General features: G+C 57.8%; 26 protein-coding genes and 1 pseudogene. 6 read left to right on the top strand and 21 right to left on the bottom strand.

From position 1 onward, the window contains the following. Positions 1-31: 31 nt before the first annotated feature. The 10 genes from J2S31_RS06565 to hemB all read right to left on the bottom strand — a co-directional run bounded on the left by J2S31_RS06565 (position 32) and on the right by hemB (position 12,605). Positions 32-1,432 (bottom strand): sigma-54-dependent transcriptional regulator, encoded by a 1,401-nt coding sequence (locus J2S31_RS06565; RefSeq protein ID WP_237098278.1) that lies wholly within the window; start codon positions 1,430-1,432, stop codon positions 32-34. Between the two features lie 28 nt (positions 1,433-1,460). Further along, positions 1,461-2,669, bottom strand: coding sequence for an argininosuccinate synthase (locus J2S31_RS06560; protein WP_237098277.1), 1,209 nt, complete (start codon positions 2,667-2,669; stop codon positions 1,461-1,463). A gap of 56 nt (positions 2,670-2,725) precedes the next feature. Then, complete coding sequence (glk, locus tag J2S31_RS06555) at positions 2,726-3,724, bottom strand: glucokinase (RefSeq protein WP_237098275.1); 999 nt, start codon at positions 3,722-3,724, stop codon at positions 2,726-2,728. A 4-nt stretch (positions 3,725-3,728) separates the two neighbouring features. After that, positions 3,729-4,979: a transaldolase family protein gene (locus tag J2S31_RS06550; RefSeq protein ID WP_237098273.1), complete on the bottom strand. Its 1,251-nt coding sequence runs from the start codon at positions 4,977-4,979 to the stop codon at positions 3,729-3,731. Positions 4,980-4,983: 4 nt separating this feature from the next. Next, positions 4,984-6,294, bottom strand: coding sequence for a glucose-6-phosphate isomerase (locus J2S31_RS06545; protein WP_237098271.1), 1,311 nt, complete (start codon positions 6,292-6,294; stop codon positions 4,984-4,986). A gap of 26 nt (positions 6,295-6,320) precedes the next feature. After that, on the bottom strand, positions 6,321-7,880 hold the full coding sequence (locus tag J2S31_RS06540; protein WP_237098270.1) for an SPOR domain-containing protein: 1,560 nt from the start codon (positions 7,878-7,880) through the stop codon (positions 6,321-6,323). Then, on the bottom strand, positions 7,861-9,924 hold the full coding sequence (locus J2S31_RS06535) for a transglycosylase domain-containing protein (protein ID WP_237098268.1): 2,064 nt from the start codon (positions 9,922-9,924) through the stop codon (positions 7,861-7,863). The genes J2S31_RS06540 and J2S31_RS06535 overlap by 20 nt, the downstream gene beginning before the upstream one ends. Before the next feature lie 15 nt (positions 9,925-9,939). Continuing rightward, a complete protein-coding gene (locus J2S31_RS06530) occupies positions 9,940-10,833 on the bottom strand; it encodes a hypothetical protein (RefSeq protein WP_237098267.1) in 894 nt (297 codons plus the stop codon). Positions 10,834-10,837: 4 nt separating this feature from the next. After that, the gene (locus J2S31_RS06525; RefSeq protein WP_237098266.1) at positions 10,838-11,488 is read right to left on the bottom strand and encodes a helix-turn-helix domain-containing protein; all 651 of its coding nucleotides are present in this window, start codon (positions 11,486-11,488) and stop codon (positions 10,838-10,840) included. A 142-nt stretch (positions 11,489-11,630) separates the two neighbouring features. Next, complete coding sequence (gene hemB / locus J2S31_RS06520) at positions 11,631-12,605, bottom strand: porphobilinogen synthase (RefSeq protein ID WP_237098265.1); 975 nt, start codon at positions 12,603-12,605, stop codon at positions 11,631-11,633. 402 nt (positions 12,606-13,007) lie between these two features. Here hemB and J2S31_RS06515 point away from each other — a divergent pair, with 402 nt between their 5' ends. Then, positions 13,008-13,409 carry a hypothetical protein gene (locus tag J2S31_RS06515; RefSeq protein WP_237098264.1) on the top strand — a complete coding sequence of 134 codons (402 nt, stop codon included), beginning with the start codon at positions 13,008-13,010 and terminating at the stop codon, positions 13,407-13,409. Between the two features lie 34 nt (positions 13,410-13,443). Here J2S31_RS06515 and J2S31_RS06510 read toward each other — a convergent pair whose 3' ends face one another. The 4 genes from J2S31_RS06510 to J2S31_RS06495 form a co-directional block, all read right to left on the bottom strand. Further along, the gene (locus tag J2S31_RS06510; protein ID WP_237098263.1) at positions 13,444-13,638 is read right to left on the bottom strand and encodes a hypothetical protein; all 195 of its coding nucleotides are present in this window, start codon (positions 13,636-13,638) and stop codon (positions 13,444-13,446) included. An 87-nt stretch (positions 13,639-13,725) separates the two neighbouring features. Next, the gene (locus J2S31_RS06505; protein WP_237098262.1) at positions 13,726-14,928 is read right to left on the bottom strand and encodes a radical SAM protein; all 1,203 of its coding nucleotides are present in this window, start codon (positions 14,926-14,928) and stop codon (positions 13,726-13,728) included. A 29-nt stretch (positions 14,929-14,957) separates the two neighbouring features. After that, a complete protein-coding gene (locus tag J2S31_RS06500; protein ID WP_237098261.1) occupies positions 14,958-15,293 on the bottom strand; it encodes a tetratricopeptide repeat protein in 336 nt (111 codons plus the stop codon). 582 nt (positions 15,294-15,875) lie between these two features. Beyond that, positions 15,876-16,385: a DUF2062 domain-containing protein gene (locus J2S31_RS06495; protein ID WP_237098260.1), complete on the bottom strand. Its 510-nt coding sequence runs from the start codon at positions 16,383-16,385 to the stop codon at positions 15,876-15,878. A gap of 75 nt (positions 16,386-16,460) precedes the next feature. Between J2S31_RS06495 and J2S31_RS06490 the strand changes: the two genes are divergently transcribed. Then, entirely contained in the window at positions 16,461-17,249 is a 789-nt protein-coding gene (locus J2S31_RS06490; protein WP_237098258.1) for a biotin--[acetyl-CoA-carboxylase] ligase, read from the top strand. A 2-nt stretch (positions 17,250-17,251) separates the two neighbouring features. Here J2S31_RS06490 and J2S31_RS06485 read toward each other — a convergent pair whose 3' ends face one another. Then, positions 17,252-17,749, bottom strand: a complete 498-nt coding sequence (locus tag J2S31_RS06485) for a Slp family lipoprotein (protein WP_237098257.1) — start codon at positions 17,747-17,749, stop codon at positions 17,252-17,254. Positions 17,750-17,754: 5 nt separating this feature from the next. Continuing rightward, complete coding sequence (locus J2S31_RS06480) at positions 17,755-18,303, bottom strand: Slp family lipoprotein (protein ID WP_237098255.1); 549 nt, start codon at positions 18,301-18,303, stop codon at positions 17,755-17,757. 76 nt (positions 18,304-18,379) lie between these two features. On the opposite strand from J2S31_RS06480, the gene J2S31_RS06475 reads away from it, so the two are divergent. The 3 genes from J2S31_RS06475 to J2S31_RS06465 all read left to right on the top strand — a co-directional run bounded on the left by J2S31_RS06475 (position 18,380) and on the right by J2S31_RS06465 (position 20,456). Beyond that, positions 18,380-19,138 carry a hypothetical protein gene (locus J2S31_RS06475; protein ID WP_237098254.1) on the top strand — a complete coding sequence of 253 codons (759 nt, stop codon included), beginning with the start codon at positions 18,380-18,382 and terminating at the stop codon, positions 19,136-19,138. 67 nt (positions 19,139-19,205) lie between these two features. Continuing rightward, complete coding sequence (locus J2S31_RS06470; protein ID WP_237098253.1) at positions 19,206-20,153, top strand: DnaJ C-terminal domain-containing protein; 948 nt, start codon at positions 19,206-19,208, stop codon at positions 20,151-20,153. Between the two features lie 9 nt (positions 20,154-20,162). Further along, complete coding sequence (locus J2S31_RS06465; RefSeq protein WP_237098251.1) at positions 20,163-20,456, top strand: hypothetical protein; 294 nt, start codon at positions 20,163-20,165, stop codon at positions 20,454-20,456. A 6-nt stretch (positions 20,457-20,462) separates the two neighbouring features. On the opposite strand, the gene J2S31_RS06460 is transcribed toward J2S31_RS06465, so the two are convergent. From J2S31_RS06460 to J2S31_RS14720, 5 genes and pseudogenes are all read right to left on the bottom strand, one after another. After that, entirely contained in the window at positions 20,463-21,275 is an 813-nt protein-coding gene (locus J2S31_RS06460; protein ID WP_237098250.1) for an Lcl C-terminal domain-containing protein, read from the bottom strand. Positions 21,276-21,301: 26 nt separating this feature from the next. Next, positions 21,302-21,607: a hypothetical protein gene (locus tag J2S31_RS06455; protein ID WP_237098249.1), complete on the bottom strand. Its 306-nt coding sequence runs from the start codon at positions 21,605-21,607 to the stop codon at positions 21,302-21,304. A 212-nt stretch (positions 21,608-21,819) separates the two neighbouring features. Next, positions 21,820-22,656, bottom strand: a complete 837-nt coding sequence (locus tag J2S31_RS06450; RefSeq protein WP_237098248.1) for an ABC transporter permease — start codon at positions 22,654-22,656, stop codon at positions 21,820-21,822. Next, a complete protein-coding gene (locus J2S31_RS06445; protein ID WP_371831648.1) occupies positions 22,656-23,363 on the bottom strand; it encodes an ABC transporter permease in 708 nt (235 codons plus the stop codon). The genes J2S31_RS06450 and J2S31_RS06445 overlap by 1 nt, the downstream gene beginning before the upstream one ends. Before the next feature lie 13 nt (positions 23,364-23,376). Then, positions 23,377-23,585: pseudogene (locus J2S31_RS14720) on the bottom strand (hypothetical protein); the annotation flags it as partial. A 151-nt stretch (positions 23,586-23,736) separates the two neighbouring features. Between J2S31_RS14720 and J2S31_RS06440 the strand changes: the two are divergent. Beyond that, on the top strand, positions 23,737-25,566 hold the full coding sequence (locus tag J2S31_RS06440) for a menaquinone biosynthesis decarboxylase (RefSeq protein ID WP_237098246.1): 1,830 nt from the start codon (positions 23,737-23,739) through the stop codon (positions 25,564-25,566). Positions 25,567-25,588 lie beyond the last annotated feature (22 nt).

The following is a 25,588-nucleotide window of genomic DNA, read 5'->3' as shown; positions in this document are numbered from 1 at the left end:
TATTTTTTGCGGAAAGCGTGCCCCGCGCAACTCACCCATCATTTTTGTCAATCTTGCCTTTCAGATTGTGCTTCTTGACGCGGTAACGCATGGAGCGAAAGCTCAGATTCAGCAATTTCGCCGCCTTGTTGATCATGCCATCAGACTTATCCAGCGCACCCAACAGCATTTTCTTCTCGATCTTGTCCAAGGTGCTTTCCAGATCGATCGGCTCGTCCGTCAGCGAGGGCACCATGTTGTCCGCAACGGATGTTGTCGCGCCCAGCAACTCCTCCGGCAGACTGCTGACCTGGATGGTTTCCTGCGCTTCCAGCACCACTGCGCGTTCCATGACGTTTTCCAGTTCGCGGACGTTGCCCGGCCAGTCGTAATTTTCGAGAACCTTGATGGCCTCCGGCGAAATTGATTTCAGTTTCTTTTCGCCCTGGTATTCTTCGCAATACTTGTTGATGAAATGATGCACAAGAAGCGAGATATCCTCCTTGCGCTGGCGCAGAGGAGGGATGTGGATATGAATCACTTTCAGGCGGTAATACAGGTCTTCGCGAAACTCCTTGTCTCTCACCGACTGCGCCAGGTCGCGATTGGACGCGGCAATGATGCGCAGGTCCACCTTGATGGGCTTGGTGCCGCCGACGCGGGTGAATTCTTTCTCCTGCAAAACGCGAAGCAGTTTGACCTGAATGGAAAGCGGGGCTTCGGAGATTTCGTCCAGAAAAAAGGTTCCCTTATTGGCCGCCTCCATGAGGCCGATCTTGGTGGCATCGGCACTGGTGAACGCGCCCTTTTCGTGACCGAACAATTCGCTTTCCAGCAGGTTCTCCGGCATGGCACCGCAGTTGATGGAGATGAACGGATAATTTTTCCGGTTGCTGTTGTAATGGAGCGCCTTGGCCACCAGTTCCTTGCCGGTGCCGCTTTCGCCGCCGATCAGCACCGTGGCGTTGCTGTTGGCGACTTTGCTGATGTAATCGAACACCTGCCGCATGCCCTCGCTTTTGCCGATGATGTTGGCGAACTGATACTTGTCCTTGAGGGCACTTTTCAAATAGACGTTCTCGTCGGCCAGCCGTTTTTTCTCCGCCGCGTTTTTGATGATGAGCTGAAGTTCCTCGATCTTGAACGGTTTCGACAGGTAGTCGTAGGCGCCTTTCTTCATGGTCTCGACCGCCGTCTCGGCGGAGGCGTAAGCGGTCATCATGATCACCGGCGTGCCGGGCAGAACGCGGTTGACGGCATCGAGCACATCGATCCCGTTCGCGCGTGGCATGTTGATGTCGGTCAGCACCACGTCGTACTGGTGCTCCTGGATCATGTCCACCGCCACCTCGCCATTGCGCGCGGTTTCCACCTCGTGACCGTCCTTTTCCAGCACGATGGTCAACAGGTCGCGCATGCTCTTTTCATTTTCGACAACCAGTATTTTGCTCATATCCCATAAATCAGTGTAAGGGATTGATTTACATATTGCCAAAGGTTTGTGTATAGAGTTTCAGACGCAGGGCGTTGAGGCGGATGAAGCCCTCCGCGTCGGCCTGGCGGTAGATATCATCCTTCTCGAAGGAGGCCATATCCTTGGAGTAAAGCGATTTATCCGCCTTCACCCCGGCCAGGATGCAATTGCCCTTGTACAATTTGAGACGCGTGGTTCCATTGACGTGAACCTGCGTATCGTCGATGGTCTTCTGCAACAGTTCCCGCTCCGGCGAATACCACAGGCCATTGTAAACAAGCCGGGCGTAGGTCGGGATGAGCGAGTCCCGCAGGAACATGATCTCGCGGTCCATCACCAGCGTCTCCAGCGCCCGGTGCGCCGCATGCAGGATGGTGCCGCCGGGGGTTTCGTACACGCCGCGCGACTTCATGCCGACGAAGCGGTTCTCCACGATGTCGATCCTGCCGATGCCGTTTTCTCCACCATATTCATTGAGTTTGGCGATCAGGTTGGCCGGGCTCATGGCCTCGCCGTTGATGGCGATGGGGTTGCCCTGCTGGTAGGTGATCTCGATGTACGTCGGTTTGTCCGGCGCGGCTTCCGGCGATTTTGTCATCAGAAACATATCCGCGTCGGGCTCGTACCACGGGTCTTCCAGCACACCGCCCTCGTAGCTGATGTGAAACAGATTGCGATCCATGCTGTACGGTTTTTTCTTGGTGACCGGCACCGGGATGTTGTGCTTCTTGGCGTAGTCGATGAGACTGCTCCGGGAGTCCAGTTCCCATTCCCGCCACGGCGCGATGATGACCACGTCCGGCTTCAGGATCATGTAAGTCAACTCGAAGCGCACCTGGTCGTTGCCCTTGCCCGTGGCGCCGTGAGAGACGCCCGCCGCCCCTTCCTGATTGGCGATGCGAATCTGCTCCTTGGCGATCAACGGTCGCGCGATGGAAGTGCCGAGCAGGTAATGGTTTTCATAGAAGGCATTGGCGCGGAGCATGGGAAACAGGAAATCCTGCGCGAACTCTTCTTTCAGGTCCTCGACGAACACCTTGCTCGCGCCGGTGGCGAGGGCTTTCTCGCGCACGGGTTCCAGTTCCGCTCCCTGGCCGATGTCGGCGCAGTAGGCGATGATCTCGCAGTGGTACTTCTCTTTCAGCCATTGGATGATGACGGAGGTGTCCAGCCCTCCGGAATAAGCCAGTACGATTTTATTCAGTTTGTCGCTCATGATTCTCGCATTCTATGGAATTGAATAACGCCTTCTAAAAATACAAACGCCCCCGCTCATCCGCGCAGAAACCGGTCTCCGCGGATGTAGTGTGCCGCGCCCCACAAGGCGCACCGGTCGTTCATGATCACCTTCACCGGGATGGCGCGCATCCAGGATTCGAATTTTTCTTTATTGCGAAACGCTGCCAGAAAGGGCCCGGACTGCAACCAGGGCAAGATTCGAGGGGCGATGCCGCCGCCGAGAAAAATGCCGCTGCGGGCCACCACCTGCAAGGCCAGGTTCCCCGCCACCGCACCGTAACTGGTCACAAACTGATCCAGGGCCTGCTCGCAGGGGAGAAATCCCTGCTCCATCCCCACGCGGGAGATGACCTCCGGCGGGTCGCCGTGTTGCAGTTCCGCTCTCAGCCAACCGGGCGGCGATTTCGGGTGGCGCGCCAGAAAAAACGCGTACAGCGATTCCAGCCCGGCACCGGACAACACATGCTCGATGCAGACCCGATGATACTGTTTCTTGAGGAATTGGACAAGCTCTGCTTCGAGCGGGGTCTGGGCGGGAAAGTCCACGTGCCCGCCCTCGGATTCGACAATGACAAACCGGCCGCCGCCTTCCACCGGGGCCAGCACCGCCTGCCCCAGTCCCGTGCCGGCACCCAGGATGCCGACGTTGCCTGCGGGATCGGGCTCCCCGGCCTGCAAAGCCACCACATCGCTCTCGGCGAGATACGGCACCGATGCCGCCTGCGCCGCAAAATCGTTGATTAGCGCGACCTTATCCAGTTGCAGGGTCTTTTTCAGGTCGCGAACGTCCACCACCCACGGCAGATTGGTCACGGCACACCGCCCATCCTTGACCGGGCCGGCAATGCCAAAACCGGCATGGGTCAGGGAGCCGGGTTTGGACTCATCGAGGAAGCGCTCCAGCGCGGCGGTGAAATCGGCAAACTCCCGGCTTTTGTAGCGGGTTTCGTGGACGATCTCCAGCGCCTCCGCTTTGCCCTGAAACAGAGCCAGCCGGCAGTGTGTGCCGCCGATATCCCCAGCCAGGATCATCGCCCTATTTCAGAAACGACCGGATGCGGCCGTCCAGCGCGTCCTGATCCTTGGTGAACGATTGCAGGGCGGACTGCGTCATCAAATCGTCCAACGCAATCGATTCCGGCCAGTCGGCGAGTTTCGGGATTTTCCCATGATCGTAGATCTTCTTGAGATCGGAGTCCGAGAAGCGGTGAAACAGATCGATTTTCGACTTCTCGCAGTATTGCATCAGGTCTTCGCCGGTCATGCCGTCGGGGTTGCCATCTTTCACAAGCGCATCCACGAACTGTTTGAACGCCTCGTCCACCTGCCACAAGCGCTCCACCTGCCGACCCCAGCCGCTGGACGTATCCACACCGGGAGGAAGGTCGGTGTTGAGGATGTTCTTGACGTTCTCCGGTTTGCGCCCCGACTGCTGAAACTCCTGCATGGCTTTGGGCGGGATGGTCTGCACGTCGACCCCGGCAAGCGTCGCCACCTGGTCGCCATTCCGTATACTGGCGGCGATGAGTTTCGACGTCACCTGCTTGTCCTGCTTGCCCGCCTCGCGCACCGCGTGCTGGGTGGCGAAGGTGACTTTTTCGCCGATGTTCGATCCATCGCCCAGTTGGTTGTCGCCGACCACGGCGTTCAACCTGCCGAGAAACACGTTCAGATAATTAGGATTCGACAGCCGCGCCGCCAGGTAATTCTGCCGGGCCGAGAAGCCGAGGGTGAAGTTGATGGGGATGCCTTCTTTCCGCAGGGTGCGGACGGCGAGGTAGCCCTCCGGCGTCAGCGGAATTTTCACGATGAAATACTCCGGGCACACTTTGTAGTAGCGGCGCGCGTAATCGAGCGTCGCTTCCAGATCGCGCGACACCTTGGGGTGCAACTCAACGCTCACTTTCACCTTGAAGGCCTCCACCAGTCTGAGGGCGATACGGCAATTGATCACGAACCCGACCTCGCGCACCTGCTCGTCGGCCGACCAGCCGGAGGAGGAGGCGTTCAGTTTCTGCACCGTTTCCTTGATGACGTCGTCCATGACGCCGGTCTGGACCACCTGGTTGGCGAGGGTGTTGTTGGTGGTCAGGGCAGAGAGTTCCTTATGCCAGATGGACTTCGCCAACTCCAGGTCGCCCGTGTCGATCCACAACTCGCTTCCCAGCTCTTTCAGGCGCGCCAGCAGAGGATCGCTTTCATACTGGCCGGAGATATCGTCCTCGTCGATCTTCCGGGCGGCGATGCTGTGAACGAGCTCGTCCAGTTCTTTGCTGATGGTACCCATGTGATTACCTCTTTTCGTATCCTGGTTTGTTCAAAAGTTGAAACATGTTCTTCTTGTAAAATTCGACTCCCGGCTGATCGAAGGGGTTGACGTGCAGGAGGTAGCCGGACAGGGCGATGGCGCGTTCAAAAAAATAAAACAACTGGCCCAGTGTCTCGGGGTCCCGGTTCTTCAAAGTGAGGGTCATGTTTGGCACCCCGCCCGCCAGGTGAGCCTGCGCCGTGCCTTCGTACGCCTTTTCGTTGACATGATCCAGGTTCCTCCCAGCCAGGTAGTTCAAGCCGTCGCGGTCGTCCTCCGACTGTGGAATTTGGAGATCGCGGTTGGAGTGGCCCACGCGCAGGAACGTTTCGAAAATGGTGCGCTGGCCTTCCTGCATCCACTGCCCCATCGAGTGCAGATCGGTGGTGTATTCCACCGATGCAGGGAACAGGCCGCGATGATTCTTGCCTTCGCTTTCACCGGTCAACTGCTTCCACCATTCCACCACATACTGAAGCGACGGGTGGAACGACGCCATCACCTCTGTGGTCTTGCCTTGAAGATACAGCAGGTGGCGCACCGCCGCGTAGCGGTAAGCGGTGTTGTGTTTCAGGTCCGGGCTGGCGGTGGTTTGGGCTTCCTCGTCCCGCGCCCCTTGGAGAAGCCGGCGGACATCGATCCCCGCCACGGCGATGGGGAGCAGGCCCACCGGCGTCAGCACGGAATAACGCCCACCGACGTCATCCGGAATGACAAACGTCTTGTAGCCTTCCGCGTCGGCCAACTGCTTGAGTGCGCCTTTTTTCTCGTCGGTGGTGGCGACGATGCGTTTCCTCGCCTCCTCAACCCCCACGTCCTTTTCCAGCGCTTCTTTTAGAATGCGGAACGCGATGGCCGGTTCCGTCGTCGTGCCGGACTTGGAGATGACGTTCAGGCACACACGTTTGCCGCGCAGGGCGTCCAGCAGATCGGACAGGTAATCGCCGCTGATGTTGTGCCCGGCGTAGAATATCTCGGAGCTTCCTTTTTTTTCACCCAGCAACGGCTGGCAAAAGTTGATCGCCGCTCGTGCACCCAGATAGGAGCCACCGATGCCGATGACCACGAACGCATCGCACTGCGCGCGGATGGCCGAGGCGGTTTCCTCAATAGCGGCGATTTCCGCTTCCTCAATATGAGATGGCAAATGCAGCCATCCCAGGTAATCGTGGCCCAGCCCCTGCCCTTTCTCCAGCACCTCATGCAAACGGCCGATCTCCCCCTGCAGACCGTTCAATTCCTCGTCGGAAACGAAGGGCTTTGTATTGTCAATGTTGAGGCTGAGGTTAAGCATGTGTCCAGGATTGAGGTGATTCCAGATCAACCGCGCGGGGCTTTGTTTCCGGTCCCCAGCGAGACCAGGAAATAATTACTGATTATATTTTGTTCGACCAGGTTTTGCGCGAATTTTTGCGCCTCGTCCACCGAACCAAACTTGCCGATGCGCACCTTGTACCAGTAACCGTTTGATTTCCGCTTCGTTTTCAGCACGTACACACCCTGTACCTGTTTGCGTTTGAGGGCGTCCACAATCTCGTCGGCGTTGGCCTTGCGGTTGACCGCGGCGACCTGGATGGTGTGCATTTTTCCAACGCCCTTTTGGGCTATGTTGGGAGGCGGCACGGGAATGGATTTCGGCGTCTCTTCCTGATGCAATGCTTCGTTCGAAGGACCCCCGCCCTGCCCCATCCACACCGCCAGCACTCCCGCCGCAAGCAGAACCAGCAGTCCATTGATCTTGTATTTGAGCGGCAGGTTGCCGATCCAGTTGAGGCCGTCGAACAGCTTGAACACGATCGCCCTCAGCGCCCCTCTCCCGGCGCGGGTCACGCCGCCCAGCTTCTCCCACAGGACCGAACCCAGAGAGCGCTCGACTCCGGCCTCCCGGTTCATGCGCTGGACCTGCCGCACATCCTCGCCACGCAGCAGTTTCACCCGTTTCCATTTCTCGGCCACCGTACGGTCACTGGCGGCGGCCATCAATTGCGTCTGCCGGTCCGGAGCCAGCCGCTGGAACACCGCCTCGCACCGCTGGTGCAGAACCGGGTCCACCACGCGGAACCTCTCCTCGCAGAAGCTGGACGCGATGAGGTCCTCCAGTGCCTTGCGCTGATCCGGCTGGGCGCGATCGAGGGCGTTCAAATAAAACTGCACCGAGTAGGGATCCTTCCGCTCCTTTTCCGCGAGGAGGGGCAGGAGGAAGGCGATGATCTCGTCCGACTGTGGCGAGTTCTGCTCCAGCGCCTGCAGGAACACCGGCTCGGATTTGTTGGAGAACGTCTGCTGGTACAGAAAAATGGAGACGAGGAAATTCAAAATTTCCCGGTCGGCGTATTTTTCCTTGGTCAGGATGAGGAGCAGGAGATCGATCTCCGCCTGTTCCAGATTCCCCTTCTGCGTGAGCACGGAGACGATCATGTCGCGGTACGCCGTCTCCGACGGGTCCTGCAGAAACGCCTTTAGATAAATGTTGAGCGCCTGCCGGTCTTCCGCGCCGGTGCTGAGCAGGTACTGCGCGTACTGGCGAACGACCTTCTCTTTCAGCCTGCGGCCCTGTCCCGGCATAAAATACGACGACTCGGTGAAGCGCATGAGCGCCTCGAACTTTGGCAGAACCTCTTTCACCGGCGTTTGCAGATCGATCCATTTGAGCCCGTCGAGCGCTTTCATGAAACGGTGCTCCCCGAACATGCCGAACACCAGAAAGCCGAAGAACAGGGAAAGGGCCAGCACGCCCCACTTGATGGGCCGGTCGTCGAAGGTGAGACCGGACAACGCGATTTCGTGGATGAAAAACAGCACGGCGAAGCCCGCCGTCATCATCAGGAAAAATGAGACGCCAAGGCGCACGAAATAGTATTTAAAGCTTTGGTAGAGCATCGTCCTCCAGGGGAGTGGGAACGGTGGTCACCTCCCGGTCCGGCGGCAGAGGCGGGATGACTTCCGTCTCCGGCGCGACCGGTTTTTCCAGATTGAGTTCTTCCTTCACCGCGACTTCCATATCCTCCATTGTCATCAGGTCCGGCAGATAACCGGTCTTCGTATCGACTTTCTGGAACTTGATGCCTTCCGGCTTGGGAAAATTCACCCGCCCCTTGCCTTCCAGCGCCTTGTCCATGAAATACGCCCAGATGGGGGCCGCGCCGCGCGATCCGGTCAGCCCGTTGCCGTTTTTGTCAACCACCGGCTGATTGTTGTCGTAGCCCACCCATACGCTCGCCGCATATTCCTTGGTGAAACCGATGAACCACGCGTCTTTGTAGTCGTTGGTGGTGCCGGTCTTGCCGCCGGAGGGATAGTGGAATCCCAATTGCCTGACCACGCGTCCGGTGCCTTCGTCCATGACGCCCTGCATCATGTTGAGCAAGGGATACACGGTTTTCGACGAGAACCGCTGGACGCCGTGGAAGAAATGCTGATACAGCACGTTGCCGCGGAAGTCCTCGATGCGTTGCACGAAATACGGCTCATTCAGAATCCCCTGGTTGGCGATGACGCTGTAGGCGGCGGCCATCTCCAAAGGCGACACGCCGGAGGTGCCCAGCGCCAAAGACAGGTTGTCACCGAGCGGACTGGTGATGCCGAACTGACGGGCCGTCTGAATGACGCGGCGCGGCGTGAGGTTGTAAACGAGCTTCGCCGAGACGGTGTTCAGCGAATTCATCAGCGCTTTTTTGAGGATCACCGGACCCAAATACTTGTTGCCGAAGTTGCTGGGTTCCCACGGCTCGCTTCCGGGAACGGGGAACTTGGTCGGTTCGTCCTCCACCACTGTGGCCGGGGTGTAGCCGAGTTTCTCAAAGGCCGCCATGTACACGATGGGTTTGAAGGCGGAACCCGGCATGCGGTTGTTCGACACGGCGCGGTTGAACTGACTCTCCGAATAATTGCGGCCGCCCAACAGGGCGCGGATGGCGCCGGTGCGGTTGTCGAGCATCACCAAAGCGGCCTGAAGCGGGTCTTCAATCCCGGATTTCAGTTCGCGCTTTTCCAGGTATTTGAGGTGCGTGTCCACCGCGCGGTGCGCCAGTTGCTGGAAGCGTGTGTCGAGTGTGGTGTAGATCTTGAGTCCGCCGTAATGGACGAACTCCTTGCCGTAGTCTTCCGCCAGCTTGTCGATGACGAACCGCACGAAATACTGGTTGGGATTGGATTCGATGCGCGGGTTGACCAACCCCAAATCCATTTGCAGGGCCTGTTCGCGATCACTTTGGCTGATGTAGCCCTCCCGCTCCATGCGCGCGAGCACCGCCTGCGTGCGGCGCATGGCGCGTTCCGGATTGATGAACGGATTGGCGTTGTTGGGCGAATTGGGCAGGCCCGCCAGCATCGCCGCCTGCAGGAGGTTGAGATCCTGCGCGCGCTTGCCGAAGTATTCCTGCGCCGCCTCCTCCACCCCGTAGGCGCCACTGCCGAAATACACCTGGTTGCAATACGCTTCCAGAATTTCATCCTTGGTGAACGTGGTTTCCATTTGAAGGGCCACCAGGAGTTCCTTCACCTTGCGCACCCAGTCACGCTCGAAGGAAAAGAACAGGTTCTTCGCCAACTGCTGGGTGAGTGTGCTTCCACCCTGCACGATGGCGCGGCGTTGCAGGTTCACATACAACGCGCGGGTGAGGCCGATGTGGTCGAGTCCGCTGTGCTGGTAAAACCGCGAGTCTTCGACGGCAATGATGGCTTTCAGAAACAGGGGCGAGATGTTTTCCAGGTTCACCGGGTGACGCTGACCGAGGACCTTGATGATCTCGCCATCGGCCGAATAGATTTCGGTGGGCAGGCTGAGGTTGATTTTTTCCAGGCTGTCCGGCAACTGCGGCAGGTCGTCACGCAGGTTCCAGTACACCCCGGCGGCCACGCACACAAACAGCACAAGCAGGGTGTACAACAGGAACACGGTTTTTTCCAGAATACGTCGGAACAAGAGTGCCTCGAGAATTTAAAAACCCTGCATGAAGGTTTCCGGGTCCACGGCGCCTTCCATGCCCGGCCTTTCGAACTGCGACAGCAGGTTGTTGGTGATCTCGCGGGGAATCGGCGTCAACAACACGTCGGTGAAAAATTCGGTTTCGTACTCGATGCCGAACAGGGGCGATCCGCCGCCGTTCATCGGGTCCGGGTTCTCCAGCAAACCCACGCGCGTGATGTGGTAGTTGTGCCGCAGGAACCATTGCGGATCGGGGAACAGCGCCTTCTGCGCGGCCGGATCGAGCGTTTTGAAAATTTTAAGAAACTCGGCCAGCGAAAAAATGGTCTCGGTGCGGAAGCCCAGGTCCTCCAACTGGCCGCGCTGAACGGTGCGCGTGCTCTGGATTTCCACCAACTGGTCGGCGGACAAAAACACCTCGCGGATGGGAAAGTTCTGGTTGTCAATGAAGCTCACTGTGATCCACGGACCGAACTGCGTGAGCAGGACCCTCTGCCAGTTTTTGTCCGCGTCGATTTCGATCAGATCGTACGCCGGGATCAGGTTCTTCGCCCACTGGCCGGGAAAGTCGTAATACAACTGCACGAACTTGCGGCGCGACACCACCTGCGGCCGCGAGGGCGACAGTTTCTCAAATAATTCCTTGAGCGACTGGATGGATTCCGCCGACTGCTCCTGAAGGTTGAGGCTGGACAGGAGCGACTCGATTTTTTTCTGCGCGGCGATGTTTTCCCGGTCACGTTCCCAGATGCGGCCGAGCTGGGGCCGGGTGTGGTTTTCCCACTTCAAATAATACCCGGCCGCTTTCTCGAACAAGTGGGTGGTGATTTCCAGAAAAAACAGAACCACCAGAATCGAGAAAAACAGGCCGACGTTGAGGTTTTCCCTGATTCCCGGGCTTTTCAAATGGTCATCTCACGGTGATTTTGGGAGCGGATTTGGTGATCTTCTTCAGCCGGTCAATCTTTTCCCGCAGAAGTTTCTTGTCCTCGCGGGTGCGCCCCGGACGGCCACGCTTGCGCGGGCGGTTGATCTGTGTTTTTTTCACCATCGGTTGAGGTTCCTCGACCAGCGCCTGTGCCTCAGGCAGGGTCTTGACCACATCCGTCCGCACCGACCTGCTGGACGTGGCGGACGGCTTGAACTGGCTTTCGATGTTTTTCAGGCACCGGTTCTGTTCCTCCACGGACATCTTGCGGAACAGGGACAATACTTTCTTCTCCGACTCGTCGATGGTGAGCAGGGTTTCGCGCACCGGTTTTTTGAACGCGATGTGCCCGGTGCGGAAGTTCGCCGACTTGACCACCGGCGGGTTCATGTTGAACGTTTCCAGATCAACCGGGGTGATGTTGAAGCGATCCACTTTTTGCGTCAGCAACTGCTCAAGCGAAATGTTTCCCAGCCGAGCCATTTTCACCAGGATGGAAACCGGGGCATCACGCTCCCCCGCTTCATACCGGACATAGGTGCGGAAACCGACTTTCAGGATGTCCGCCATGGCGGATTGCGTGCACTTCAGTTCCTTGCGGATGGTCCGCATGTTTTGTGCCAGAATGGACATGGTAAAAGCTCCTTTCTCCAGCCCCTCCCATCCATTATATATTTTGCGCTAAGTTTTATCAAAACAGATAATTAAGGGAACTGGGCCGATGCCCTCCGGAGACCTGGGACGGTGGGAGGATTGGGAGGAAAATCAGGGAAATTCAACCGTTCAGAAGACGGGCGGCGGGCACGGCGGAATACGTCAGAATCATCTGTGCTCCGGCGCGCTTGATGCTGAGCAGGACCTCCATCATCACACGGTCGCCGTCCACCCACCCTTTTTCGGCGGCGGCCATCAGCATGGAATACTCGCCGCTCACGTTGTAGGCGGCGAGCGGCACGGGAAAGGTGTCGCGCACGCGGCGAATGATGTCCAGATACGGCAATGCGGGTTTGACCATCAGGATGTCGGCACCTTCCTCGATGTCCTGTTCCACTTCACGCAGGGCCTCGTCGCTGTTTCCGGGGTCCATCTGGTACGAACGCCGGTCGCCGAACTGCGGTGCGGAATCCGCCGCCTCGCGGAACGGTCCGTAAAACGCCGAAGCGTATTTCGCGGCGTACGACATGATGAGCGTGCTCTGATGGCTGTTCTCGTCCAATGCCTTTCTGATGGCCTGCACGCGGCCGTCCATCATGTCAGACGGAGCCACGATATCCGCGCCGGCATTGGCGTGCGTGAGAGACATTCGGGCCAACAGCTCCAAGGTGGGATCGTTGACCACTTCGTCGCCTTCCACCAGCCCGCAGTGGCCGTGATCGGTGTACTCATCGATGCACACGTCGGTGATGACCACCACCTCCGGCACCTTGGACTTGATTTCGCGGATGGCACGCTGGACCACGCCGTCGGGATTGTAGGCTTCGGTGCCCTGAGCGTCCTTGCGGTCCGGGATGCCGAACAGGATCACCGCCGGAATACCCAACCCATGCGCTTCCTTCACTTCCTGCGCCAGGAGATCGATGGACAGGCGGTCGATGCCCGGCATGGACCCGATGGGGGTACGCACGCCTTTGCCCTCGCACACGAACAGCGGCAGAATGAGGTCGTCGGGCGTCAACACGGTTTCGCGCACCATGCGCTGGATGGCGGCGGATTTGCGAAGCCGGCGGGGTCTGTGAATGGGAAACGGCATGATGGGTGAAATCAGTCAGTTATATGGATTGATCCGCGGTCCTCAAAGGGAATCGATCATATCATTATCCCCCAATTAGTCAACTTTCTCCCCCACAGAATGGGATACGCCCGCCTCCGTCCTCCGTACGCCGCAAGTGTTTGCAGAGGTCCCTCGCCTCCGTCAAAATTTTCCGTGGAAAGGTAGAGGATTTTGCCGGTAGCAGATGGATTGTTTGACGCCTGGCACCCTGCCCGCCTGCGGCCCCAAAACGAAGCGCCCAGCTAACCCCTTTCATAGAAAGGGCCTGACGAACTTCCTTGAAAACGCGGTAGTTGTGGCACGGGTCTTGCTTTTGTACAGACAGCCAATTACATTGCATTACCCGACTGCCAATCGGGCAAAGGAAGGAGGGGTCGTTTTATGGACACTGAGGATTCGTATCTGGACGAGGTTTACGAGCGTTTCAATCAGGCCGTCATGAGCGCCATCGTCAACTCGGAGGAAATCCGCCGCATCTTGAAAGAGATCGGCGGCAAGGGGTACATCAACGAGTCGTCCGTCTTCAATCTGTTTCTGAGTCTGGAGGAGTTGGACGAATACATCCACTCCAGCTCTCCGGGCCCGGTCACGGACCGGTTTCCCGGCAGTATGGAAGGTGTCGGCAAGCCGCCGGAGACGGACCACGGCGACACGCCCACTCCGCCTGCACAGCCGCAGGTGGATGGACGCCGTCTGACGGACACGGAGCTCCGTTACCTCGAATATTGCATGCGCCACTTCGATGAGGAGAGCTGGCTGAAAAAAGTCCGTCTTAAAATGTAATGCGTCTCCCGCCGGCCATCCGGTCGGCGTCCCTTCAGCTCTGCACCGCTTCCTTGAAAATCGTCGCGTCGCAGGCCACGTACTTGATCTGGCGCATGGGAACGATCAGCACCTCGTGAGTGGTGGTGATCTCCAGCACTTCCAGATCGTCGCTCACAAAATGTTTCCGCGTGTCCTCCAGCACCAGTTCGCTGTTGTCCACAAACACCACTTTCAGCAGATATTCCATGTAGCATTCCCCCTGTAACCGCTTCCCGCAAACAGCGGAAAGCACCTCCCTGTTTGACCCAACTCCTCCATTGGGCCCTGCCTGACTTCAATTTGGAAGCGGCGTTGCTTCCACTTTTTCATGCAGAGGATTGCCCAGATAGTCCTCCACATAATTTCTGAGATATCCCTTCTCGTAAAGCTTCTTGTTGGATACGTGCGTGTTGACCTTGTGCAGAACGCGGAACCGGATGCGCGGGAACCAGCTTTTGAATTCGTCGAAGGTGACACCGGATATATCCCGCTCTCCGCGCGACGGGTGCTCCATGATGACTTTGGGAATATAAACGCGCGTCTCGTTGCTCAGCCGTTTGGCGATGTCGCTGAATGTAAGCAGGGTCGAGCAGTCGGAGTCGCCGCCCAGCGTGGCGTTCGGCACATACAGGTAGCGCGCCCGGTGCGGGCGAAAGGTTTTGAGGATGCGGTACACACACCCGGAGACGACGACGTGGTCGTTTTTTTCCAACTCGCTGGCGTCGAAGGTTTTGAGAATCTTGTTGCGCGCCAGAAAAGTGGAGATGTTCGGCTCGGTGTGGAGCATCTGCGTGTTCGGCAGATCGGCGTAATAGATTTTGCGGCTTTCCTCCGCCAGATGGCGGCGTCCGTAGCGCATGAGTTCGGACGTGTCCCGGTCGATGTACTTGAGCGGCGTGAGACAGCCCATCCACAGCAGGCAGTCTTTGTTGATGCGGGAGATGGTCTTCGCGTCTTCGGACATGGTGTTCGGTCCGAAAGAGTAAAAGTTGGCGGAGGTGACGGCGGGGCCGTCGAGAATCTTCATGAGCTGGCGCACGGTGGGGCCGTGCGGCAACAGCTTTTTGCGCTGTTCGCCCAGCGTGATGACCGATAGCTCGAAGTTGATGCGGCCGGGGTAGCGCTCGGCCAGGCGGTGAATGCGCTCCGGTTGCACGAAACCGACAGTGAAAAACGTGACTCTTTTGTCTGTGGTGTCCAGAAACTCTTCCAGCCAGTCCATCACGCGCGGATGCAGGAAGATGTCCGTCCACTCCATGTATTCGTTGCCGCCCAACAGCCAGGAGTGACTGGGGCGCGTCGGTATCTTTTTTATTTCTTCAAGAATGTTCCGCCACTGTTGTTCCGTAGTGCGCGGCACCTCGACGGTGGGACGGTAGCTGTGGTCTTTTTCGTAGCAGAAGGCACACTCCACCGGGCAGGTTTTACCCAGGCTGAGCGGAATCTTGCCCTCGCGGATCTCCTGGCGGAGAACGTCAGTCAGGATTTGCTGGTCCATAACCAACTTCCCTTGAAAAAGGAAGAGGGTTATTCTTCATCCCATTTTTCGAACTGTTCTTTCAGCGTGGCATCCAAAGGCACGGCTTCCACCTCGTCCGGGTCCAGTTGATCCACCATCATTTTCAAATGATCCGTGGCGCACCCCATGTAAGCGAGGCTTTCCTGAACCAGCTTCACCGACATCGCTTTCAGCCGCGTAGCCAGTTCATTCAGATGGTTCTCATCCACAGGGCGGATGGCAACCGCCTTTTTGAACTCGGCGATCGCCTCCTTGTACTTCTGCTCCCGGTGGTACTGATACCCTGCCATGAACAGTTCCTGGACCTCCCTAACTTCTTCCACTGTAACCGGCTCACGATCCATATCCGCTTCCACTTAATCCACATGAATAGGTTGGTTTACCCAGGGTCCAGCGGTCCCCAGACCGCCAAGGATGAAAATACCCCTTGAAAACGCCCCTATTCTACCAAAAGGGGTGCTTTTCGTGTCAAAAATTCCGTGGAACAGGCGCACCTTGGCCGTGGCCTTTGGAAAGGAAGCATCCACCAAGTTCGGAAGGAAGGAGAGAAGAAGGCAGTCCTACCCCAGACTTCGGGCCGTTAATGTTTCATCGGCCAAAATCGGGTCAGGGAGCAAAACTGCCTGGATATCCATACCACCTTATATTTATCCGGCTACTGGGAGGGAGGCCAGTTCGGCCTGAAAATCAGGGTCGAAATTACTCTTTGGGAGGAGCTTCCTTGTCCTCATAATAAGATTGCTTACAAATACCATGCGGACAGGGTCCCTGGGCATTCTCACACCCGGACGCCGCTACGGCGAACACGCTCAACATCAAGAAAATCACCAGTTTTCTCATTAATGTTCTCCTCAAGAAAGACTTGCCTGCTTGCATACCTAAGATGCAATTTAGAAATAGGTTTGTATCAATATTTTGATAACAATTCAATCAATTTTTTCAAAGACAGGAGGATTTTTTCGTTTCATCCTGTCCAACTGTCTTCGAGCCCGCACAATCTGCAAATGCGACTTCGTATCGATGCCGAGAACGACAAAATATCCTATAACCGCCAGAATAATCCCGACAATCACTCCCCCCACCCACAGCGAGGCAAACACATCCGGGCCCATTTCCCAAAGACTGCTCCAGGACAGGTGCTCCAGATATTCCTGTTTGAATGGGCGGTCCAGAATCACCGCCCCCAGATAATAGGTCCCAGCATACACGAACGGCGCGGTGATGGCATTGGTGGCCTGCACCCCGATTAGCGCACACAGTTTGCTGACGCGGAAAAAGGCCGCCGTCACGAAGCCCAGCGCCATCTGGAATCCAAACGTGGGTGTGGTGCTGATGAACAGCCCCAACGCCATGCCCCAGGCCAGTTTTTCGGGGCTCGCCTGCAACCGGATGAACCGGTAGTAAAAATATTTGCAGGCTCTTTTAATGGATTCCATAGTTCAATTGGAATATAAAAAAGGGTGGAGGAACCACCCGTTTGTCATTATGCCCCTCAATCGGGAAAAATTACCATGCCTTACTTACAGGAAGAGCTGGATGCGATTCAAAATCAACTGCAAACCCTTCCCTGGGCCGGGGAAATTATAGCTTATGATCAGGTGGATTCCACCAACGATCTAGCGAAAAATTTGCTGTTTCAGGGTGCCCCGGAAGGCACCGTGGTGATTGCCGATTCCCAGACACGCGGCAAAGGCCGGTTGGGCCGCAGTTGGTATTCCGAGCCGGATACGGGCCTCTACTTTTCGCTCGTCCTCAAACCCACGCTCGCTCAGGACCACATTCCCAACCTGACGCTCATGGCCGCCGTGGCGGTGGTGGAAGCCCTCAACCAGATCAACTCGCAGAACGCCACGCTCAAGTGGCCCAACGACATCCTGCTCAACGGCCGCAAACTGGGCGGCATCCTCTCCGAGCAGGTGGTGGACGGCCCTCATCCCGGCGTGATCATCGGCATCGGCCTCAATGTCAGCCAGGACCGGTTTCCCGAAGATATCGCCGAGCTGGCCACCTCGCTGCTCATCGAAACCGGGACACATCCGGCCCGCTACGAATTATTAAGTAATATTATTCGAAATTTACACAACTACTATCAGATTTTACTTGAAGATAATGTCGGACTCATTCTGTCCCACTGGCGGCAGAACACGCGCATGCTGGGCGTGCCTATCCTGCTCCGCCGGGGCCACCAGACTCATTCCGGCATCGCCATGGATCTGGACGATTGCGGCCGGCTGGTGGTGCACCTGGATTCCGGGGAAGAGCTCGCTTTTGACAGCGGAGAGGTGACGCTCCGCCAGTAGCCCTACAAGGTGCCCGACACACCGAAACCAATATTGACCCGTGGCGGCGCCGGTTGTTTCCATTTTGGCCACAGGTGATATTCTTCGACCTGGATCACGGGATAGGTGTACATGGTGCGGTCCAGAGGGCGCGTCTCTTGATCCGTCACCTTGCCAGCCACAGTGATCTCCCGCTTCGGCTCCAGTTGAGTCTCTTGCCCCGCCAGGTTGATGCGGGCTAGAAACCGGCCTTCGGTTTCGTCGCCCATCTCGGGCTGGAGGTGGTGTCCCAACGGCCGCTGGAGCACTTCCACCACCGTCTCGGCCCCCTCCCGCCGCACGCTGATGATACTGCCCGCCAACACCACGGTTCGACCCAGGTGATTTTGCGGCGTGCGCCGGATTTCCGAAAACGCCGCCTGCAGCTCACTGGCCTCAATCAACTTTTGGGAAATAACCCCCGCACAGCCGCCGAGCCCCAGAATCACAATGCAGAAAAGAGGGCTCCACACGGCTTTCATTCTACTCACCAGTAAAACGGACCGCGCCGGTAAGACCACGCGGGCGAGTAATACGGACCCCAGTATCCCCAATAACCGTAGTAGGGGTAGCCATAATAGACATATTCGCTTTTCTCCCACAGCCGGAGCTCTTCCACCTTCACGACCACATATTTGTATTCCGCTTTGTCGATGGTCCCGGTTTTGACCCCGGTCACCGTTCCTCCCACAGTGACCTCCCGGTCCTTGCTGTAAATTTCCGGCTCCAGGAACCCTTCATATCGCAGGATGACCCGGCCGGAGGACTCGTCCCGGTCACCCAGCCGTCCGGTCCACGTCAACGGCACCTGGATGATCTCCACCTCCGACCAGCCGTTGTAATTGCGGGTCTGGACAATGATGCCTCCCAGCACCACTTTTTCCCCTTTAAAATGTTCCGGCCTTTGCATGATGCGTTCAAGGCTGAAATCCGGGTTCGCCTGATCGCGCAGGGAACTGGAAATCGGGTGAGCGCACCCCGATGCCAACCCGGCCAATATCAAGGCAACCAGCAGGCTTTTCCATCGAAACACCACATCACCTTCTTTCGCAAAAAGCTCCCTCCGCTTTCATTATACAACCCTGCAGGCGCCTGCGTTAGAATAGATAATCATGATCGAATTCCTGTTTGTGCTCTACATTCTGGTGATGTTCATCTTTCCCCTTCCGGCATTGTCCGCCACCCTGGGAGCGGGAACGTGCTACCTCCTGTTTCGCAAACATTACCTGTGGAAACATCAACCCCGCGCGGGACGCAACCTGCTCGCCGTGTATTGGACAGGCGCCTTGATCAACCTGACACTCAGCCTGGTGCTTGCGTTTGCGATGGCGTTGTTTGTGTATTACGTCATCTTTGCCAACTACTTTCTGATGGCGTTCAACACCCTGTTCTGTTTTGCCGTTTCCTACCGCTGGTTTGATTACGCCCACTGGCTCCTGCGGCTGTTCGTCAACCGCACAAAACACCTGCCTGCAACCTCCCGGCAGGCGGGGACGCTGGCCATGCTGATCGGTCATAGGCCGCATTCGGGATTGGGGCTGGGCATGATGCCGTCTTTCATCGACGCGGGTTATCTGACCCTTCAGGACAACCGGGTGTATTTTGATGGGTCCCTGGTCCATGAAGCGTGGAACCCGGCGCAGTTCTCGGCACTGGAAAAAGTCAGCTCCGAAAAAATCCGCATGACGCCCACCCCGGAAAATCGTCATGGAGGGGCGGCAACGTATACGCTCGTCCTGCGCGACCAGTTTTACCCGTTTCGGACCCGGGATTTGCGCGACCGCATCCACAAGGTACTTTCCCCGGAAAAGGAGCCAGACCCCGCCCCGCTTTCCGCCCACACCTTTCCCAGGTGGCGCTCCGCCAGTTGAACTGCCTCACGCATGCAGATAAAATGATCGACAGGTTTCTTTAGCTTCAAAAGGAAAAAGCCCGCACATGCCCGTCTCCGCTTCCAAAGATTATTACAAGGTCCTCGGCGTCACCCGAACGGCGAAAATGAAGGAAATCAAGAAGGCCTACCGGGATCTCGCCAAAAAACACCACCCGGACATCAACCAGGGCAGTGCCAAATCGGAAGAAACTTTCAAGCTGATCTCGGAAGCCTATTCGACGCTGAGCGACGCCAAGAAACGGAAGCAGTACGATCAGTTGCGTTCGCAGGGCGCCCGCACACCGCGTGGTGGCGGCGGTCCTTCGAGAGGCGGCAATCCGTGGCAGGGCGCGTACGACTACGCACGGCAATACACGCGGCAGGGGCCGCGCGAGGATTTCCGCGATGCCGGACCGCGCCCGGATTTCGATGAAGAACCGGAATTCAATCCGGACATGCCAACCCAGGGGTTCGACCTCCAGTTCATGCTGGACGTTCCCTTCGTCACCGCCGCACTGGGCGGCACCCTACCCTTTCACTACGAAAAGTACGTCACTTGCCCGGAATGCAACGGCAGTGGACTGAATACGGATCAGGACGCCTGCATGGTCTGCGAAGGCACGCAGCGCATCGTCGAACCGGTTTCAGTGAACGTGGCGGTTCCGGGAGGCGTGGTCGATCAGTACACTCTGCGGCTTCCGGGCGAAGGCGCGTGCGGGAGGAACGGCGGCCCGCCGGGCGACCTTTTGCTCAAGGTATGCATCCAGCCGCACCCGCGCTTCCGCCGTGCACAGTCGGATGTGTACGCCAACGTCACCATTCCCGCCGAGCTGGCGGAGAAAGGCGGCCCGCTGGAAGTCGAAACGCTGGATGGAGTGGAAACCATCGAAGTGGAAGACGGCACCCTGACGGGCGAGGAGCACCGCATTCCCGGTGCCGGGTGCAAAGAACGCACCAGCAAAAAACGCGGCGACTTCATCATCAAGTTTCACGTCGCCCAACCCACAGCCTGAGGTGAGGCGATGAGCCTGCCTTTTTTCCTTTTACTCGCCATTTTCATCTGCGCCATCGGCCTGGCGTATCTGCTTTACCCGCAGAAAAAAACGCACACCCCGCGCCGCGTGGTCAGGAAACGAAAGGCTGCGGGCGGTACTGGCACCACGCCTCCCCCAAAAACACCTTCCCCGGACGAAATCATGATGGCCAAGGCGGGCATGACAGAAAAAGAAGCCATCCGCAAAGTGGTGGAAGCCTTCGTCGATGAAGACCCCGCCGCTTCGGCAAGAATTATCAGAAACTGGTTGAAAGAAAGATAAGGAAGCTTACTGCGAAGCTGGAGGGTCCGCCGGCTTGGGCGCAGGCGGCGTGGCGGGCTTTTCGCCGGCGGGTGCAGCCGGTTTGTCTCCCGCTGGAGCGGCGGGTTTGGCGGCGGCCGCCGGAGCTGCCGGTTTCGGCGCAGGTTTCGCCGCCGGAGCCGCTCCCGGTTTGGGCACGTCTTCGTAACCCTCGGCATTGCGCACCAGGCGTATGGACGACCAGATCTCTGCCGGGGGATAGGTGAACTCACTGCTGATCTTGTAATCGAACCGCACCACCTTGTCGTCCGAGCATTCGGTGATCCACGTCACCGCCGCCGCACCGATTTCAAAAATCGGATCGAACGGGTACTCGGTGCCGTTCTTGTCCATGTTCTTTTGGGTCTTGTCAACGAGGGTCGCGGCTTCCGCCTTGTTGGGAATGCGCCAGTCAGCATGCCCCGCAAACTTCTCCTTGTTGATCTTATCGACGTACTCGGTAGATTGCGGCCAGGTATAGAATTTTTTGGTGTCGAGCCACGCGTCGGTTTTCTTCCACATCAACCCGCTGTTGGGGTCGGTGATGGTGCCGTCGCCGTTGTCGATGAGCGGTTTCTTTTCAACCTTGGGCTTGGCGGCAGGTTTAGCTGCCGGCGCGGCTGGTTTTGCTCCCGGCGTGGCCGGTTTCGCCCCTGCGGCGGCTGGTGCGGGCTTGGCTCCAGCGGCGGGAGCCGGTTTGGCTCCTCCTGCCGGTGCGGCCGGTTTGGGAGTGGATTCCGAAGCGGTTGGTTTGGCTTCGGGAGATTGCTTTTCTTCGTTCTGCGGATTGGTTTCGGCCATCTGTCAAATCGGAGCGTGTCGCTAAATTATCTGGGTACCGGTCCCGAATCGGGTTTCTCCGCAAACTGCGGCGCGCGGTGAATGACATCGGTCAGATCCTTTCCACTCTCAGTCAGGGCTTTTAAAATTTCACCCAGCCTCGTGGTGGAATACATCTGCAACTGCGCCACGTAATACTCGCGGTATTGCTTGGCGTGATTCTTCACCCAATCGAGAACGAACTGCTCGCTGATTTCTGGCTTACCAGGATCCGACCAACCTTGTTTATCGAAATAATTTGTTTGAGATTTGCGAATGATCTCGCAAATCAGGTCGGCTTTAATTCGAGACATAAAGTGCACCGTCCTCAATACAACCCAACTCAAGCCGATCAGCTTGAGTTGCGTATTTTAATCAACTTCAGTGGGATGTCAACATGAAACAAGCTCGATTCTAATGGTCTGAAAACGATGTCTCCCTCCATTTCTAATCAAACTTTATTCAATACCTTATATTTATTCTAAATCTCCCGGCCGGGAATGAAAACCCCCAATCCGACAGACCCTCAATTAATTTCTAAGGATGACTTCCGAGGATCGAAATAATCGCGCAGGCCCTCCCCTAAAAAGTTGAAGGCCAGAATCGTCAAGAAGATGGCGAGCGAAGGGAACACGATGAGGTGCGGGTAGAATTTGATCGCTGTCCAGCCGTCATTGGCCAGCGTGCCCCAACTGCTGAACGGCGGCGCAATGCCCAACCCGATGAAACTCAAAGTTGATTCGGCGAGGATCGCCACCGGAATACGGAAGGTCAGGGTGACGATCAAAATGCCCCACAGGTTGGGCACAATCTCGGAAAACAGAATGCGTCCGTGCCCCGCCCCCAGCGCGCGCGCCGCCTCGACAAAGGTAAACTCCTTGATGCGCAGGACCTCACCGCGCACCAGCCGCGCCACCGTCACCCAGCTCACCATGGTGAGCGCCAGAAAAATGCTGGTCAGCCCGCGTCCCAGCACCACCATGATGAGAATGATGAGAAGCAGGTCGGGCAGTGCAAAAATCACATCCACCACCCGCATCAGGAAGTTGTCGGTGCGCCCGCCGATGTAACCGGAGATGGCCCCGTACACGGTACCGATGATCAATGCGATCAGCGTGGTGCCGATGCCGAGGAACAACGACACGCGCGCCCCGTACAGCATGCGCGAGAACAGGTCGCGACCCAGGCGGTCGGTGCCCATCCAGTGCATGGCGTCGGGTGCGGCCAGCGCATTCAATGTGTCCTGCTCCTCATACGAAAACGGCGTCAGCCACGGCGCGAACACCGCCGCCAGCGCAATGGCGGCGAGGAAGCAGGCGCTTAACTTGGCGGGCAGGGAAAACCGGCTCCAAAAGGCGCGCATCAGGCCTTCTCCCCCGTCAGCCGTACGCGCGGGTCGAGCTTCACATACAGCAGATCGACGGCGATGTTGGCCAGCACGATGAGCACCGCGTACACCAGCGTCACGCCCATGATCAGCGGGTAGTCACGGTTGGTGACGGCGGTGATGAAATAATTGCCCATACCGGGAATGGAAAAAATGAACTCGATGACGAACGATCCCGTCACCAGCCCGGCGGTGAGCGGTCCCATCACCGACACGATCGGCGTCACGGAATTGAGCAGGGCGTGCTTGATGAGGATGGTGGACTCTTTCAATCCCTTGGCGCGCGCGGTGCGGATGTAGTCCTGCGACAACACGTCGAGCACCGTGGTGCGGGTGAGGCGCGCAATGTACCCCGCGAACCCCGCGCCCAGAGCCAGCGCGGGCAGGAGCATGTGGCGCGGACCTTCCCACAGAGCGGGCGGCAGCCAGTGCAGGATATGCGAGAAAACCAGGATGAGGAACGTACCCAGCACGAAGCTGGGAAGCGAGATGCCGAGTGTGGCGATGAAAATACAGGTGCGATCCACCAGCGTGTTCTCGCGCGCGGCGGAGATCACCCCCGCCGGCACACCCAGCCCCAGGGTCACCAGCACCGCCAGAAGACCCAGCGTCAGTGAAACGGGAAACGTATCCCTGATGATGTCCGTCACATCGCGCCCGATGTACTTGTACGACGGCCCCATCTCCCCCTGCACCAGTTGCCCCATGTACAACAGGTACTGTTGCCACACGGGTTTGTCGAGGTGGTACTTGGCTTCGATGTTGGCGAGAATTTCGGGAGGGAGTTTTTTGTCGCGGTCGAACGGTCCGCCGGGCACGGCGTGCATGATGAGGAAGGTGATGGTCGCCACCACGATCAGCACCGGCACGCCCTGCAGAAGGCGTTTCAGAAAATAAATCAGCATGGCCGCCCACCCTTCCCCGCTTCCCGTACGGTCCAGCAGGGAAATACAATCCGTCCCCACCTGAGGGGGCGAAGTGAGATATAATGGAGTCTTCGCATTTTTGCGGTCCCGGTCCAACCGATCCCAACAACCCGTCGCCCACGGCAACCCGATGATTTTCGACTCCCTCAACGAATTTGTCAAACACCTCGAAGGCGCGGGCGAACTGGTGCGCATCCGCGAGAAGGTCTCACCCGTCCTCGAGATCGCGGAGATCACCGACCGCGTTTCCAAGCAAAACGGCGGCGGCAAGGCCCTGCTGTTCGAAAACGTGGAGGGCTCCACCATGCCGGTGCTCATCAACGCCTTCGGCAGTTGGAGCCGCATCCAGGCCGCGCTCGGCGTGACGCGCCTCGACAAGATCGCACGCGACATCGACCAGTACCTGCACCTGGCGCCGCCGGAAACCCTGCTGGACAAGGCGAAGATGCTTCCCATGCTTTTGGAAGCATCCCAGTTTCCGCCGAAGATGGTGTCGAGCGCGCCCTGCCAGGAGGTGGTCAAGACCGGCGACCGGGTCAATCTCGACGAAATCCCAATCCTCCAGTGCTGGCCGCACGACGCGGGGCGGTTCATCACCTACCCCATCGTCGTCAACCGCAGTGTCGATCGGAAAATCCGCAACGTCGGCCTCTACCGCATGCAGGTGTTCGACAAAAAAACCACCGCCATGCACTGGCACATTCACAAGGACGGCGCGCATTTTTTTCACGAGTTCAAACGCAAGGGCAAGATCATGGAAGTGGCGGTGGCGCTGGGCGCGGACCCGGTGACCTGCTACGCCGCTTCGGCTCCCCTGCCCTACGGCGTCGATGAATTTCTCTTGGCCGGATTCATCCGCAAAAAAGCCGTGCCGCTGGTCAAGTGCAAGACGGTGAACCTGGAAGTCCCGGCCAACGCCGAGATCGTGCTGGAGGGCTTCATCGATCCCAAAGAGATGCGGCGCGAAGGACCCTTCGGCGACCACACCGGCTACTACTCGCAGGATGGGGACTATCCGGTGTTCCACGTCACCGCCGTCACGCACCGCAAGGAACCGATCTATCTGACCACCATCGTCGGCATCCCGCCGCAGGAGGATTTTTACCTGGGCAAGGCGACCGAACGCATCTTCCTGCCGCTCCTGCGCACGCAACTTCCGGAGCTGGTGGACATGAACATGCCGCTCGAAGGCGTGTTCCACAACTGCGTGATCGTGTCCATCGACAAACGCTACCCGATGCAGGCCAGGCGGCTGATGAGCACGCTGTGGGGCGCGGGGCAGATGAGCTTCGTCAAAACCATCGTCGTTGTCGATCACGATGTCGATGTGCAAAACGAACAGGCTGTACTGGAACTCCTGCTCAACGACATCGACTTCAACCGCGACCTGTTTTTCTCGGAAGGCATTCTCGACGTGCTCAACCACGCCTCGGACCACGCGCTGTACGGATCGAAGCTGGGCATCGACGCCACCCGGCCGATCGAGGGAGAACCGCCGTCGAATCCGCCGCGGAACGATTCCGCTCCGCCGAGCCCACAGTTGGGCGAACAAATAAAAAGCAAATTCACCGAAGTAAAATCGGTGCGCGTGTGTGGACTCAGCGTGCGCCGTCCGGTGGTGCTGGTGGCGCTGGACAAGACCCGGCCGCATCAGAGCCGCGACTTTCTGCGCGCCTGCCTGGAAGACGACGCCCTCGCCGGAGCAGGCGTCATCGTGGCGCTCGAAGAGCACGTCGATCTCAACAACACCTCCACCGTACTGTGGAAGCTGTTCAACAACCTCGACCCGCGCCGTGACATCCAGTTAGTGAACGGACGCATCGGCATCGACGTCACTAAAAAGCTACCGGAAGAAGGCTACACGCAGGACTGGCCGGAGGAGATCCACATGTCGGACGACATCAAACAAAAGGTCGATGAAAAATGGGAACGGATGTTCCCGCAATCCAAGCAACCCTGAAATTAAAGAAACACCTCACGCA

This window comes from Nitrospina gracilis Nb-211, from assembly GCF_021845525.1.
Classification (GTDB): Bacteria; Nitrospinota; Nitrospinia; order Nitrospinales; family Nitrospinaceae; genus Nitrospina; species Nitrospina gracilis_A.
This window is presented reverse-complemented; position numbering and strand designations above follow the sequence as displayed.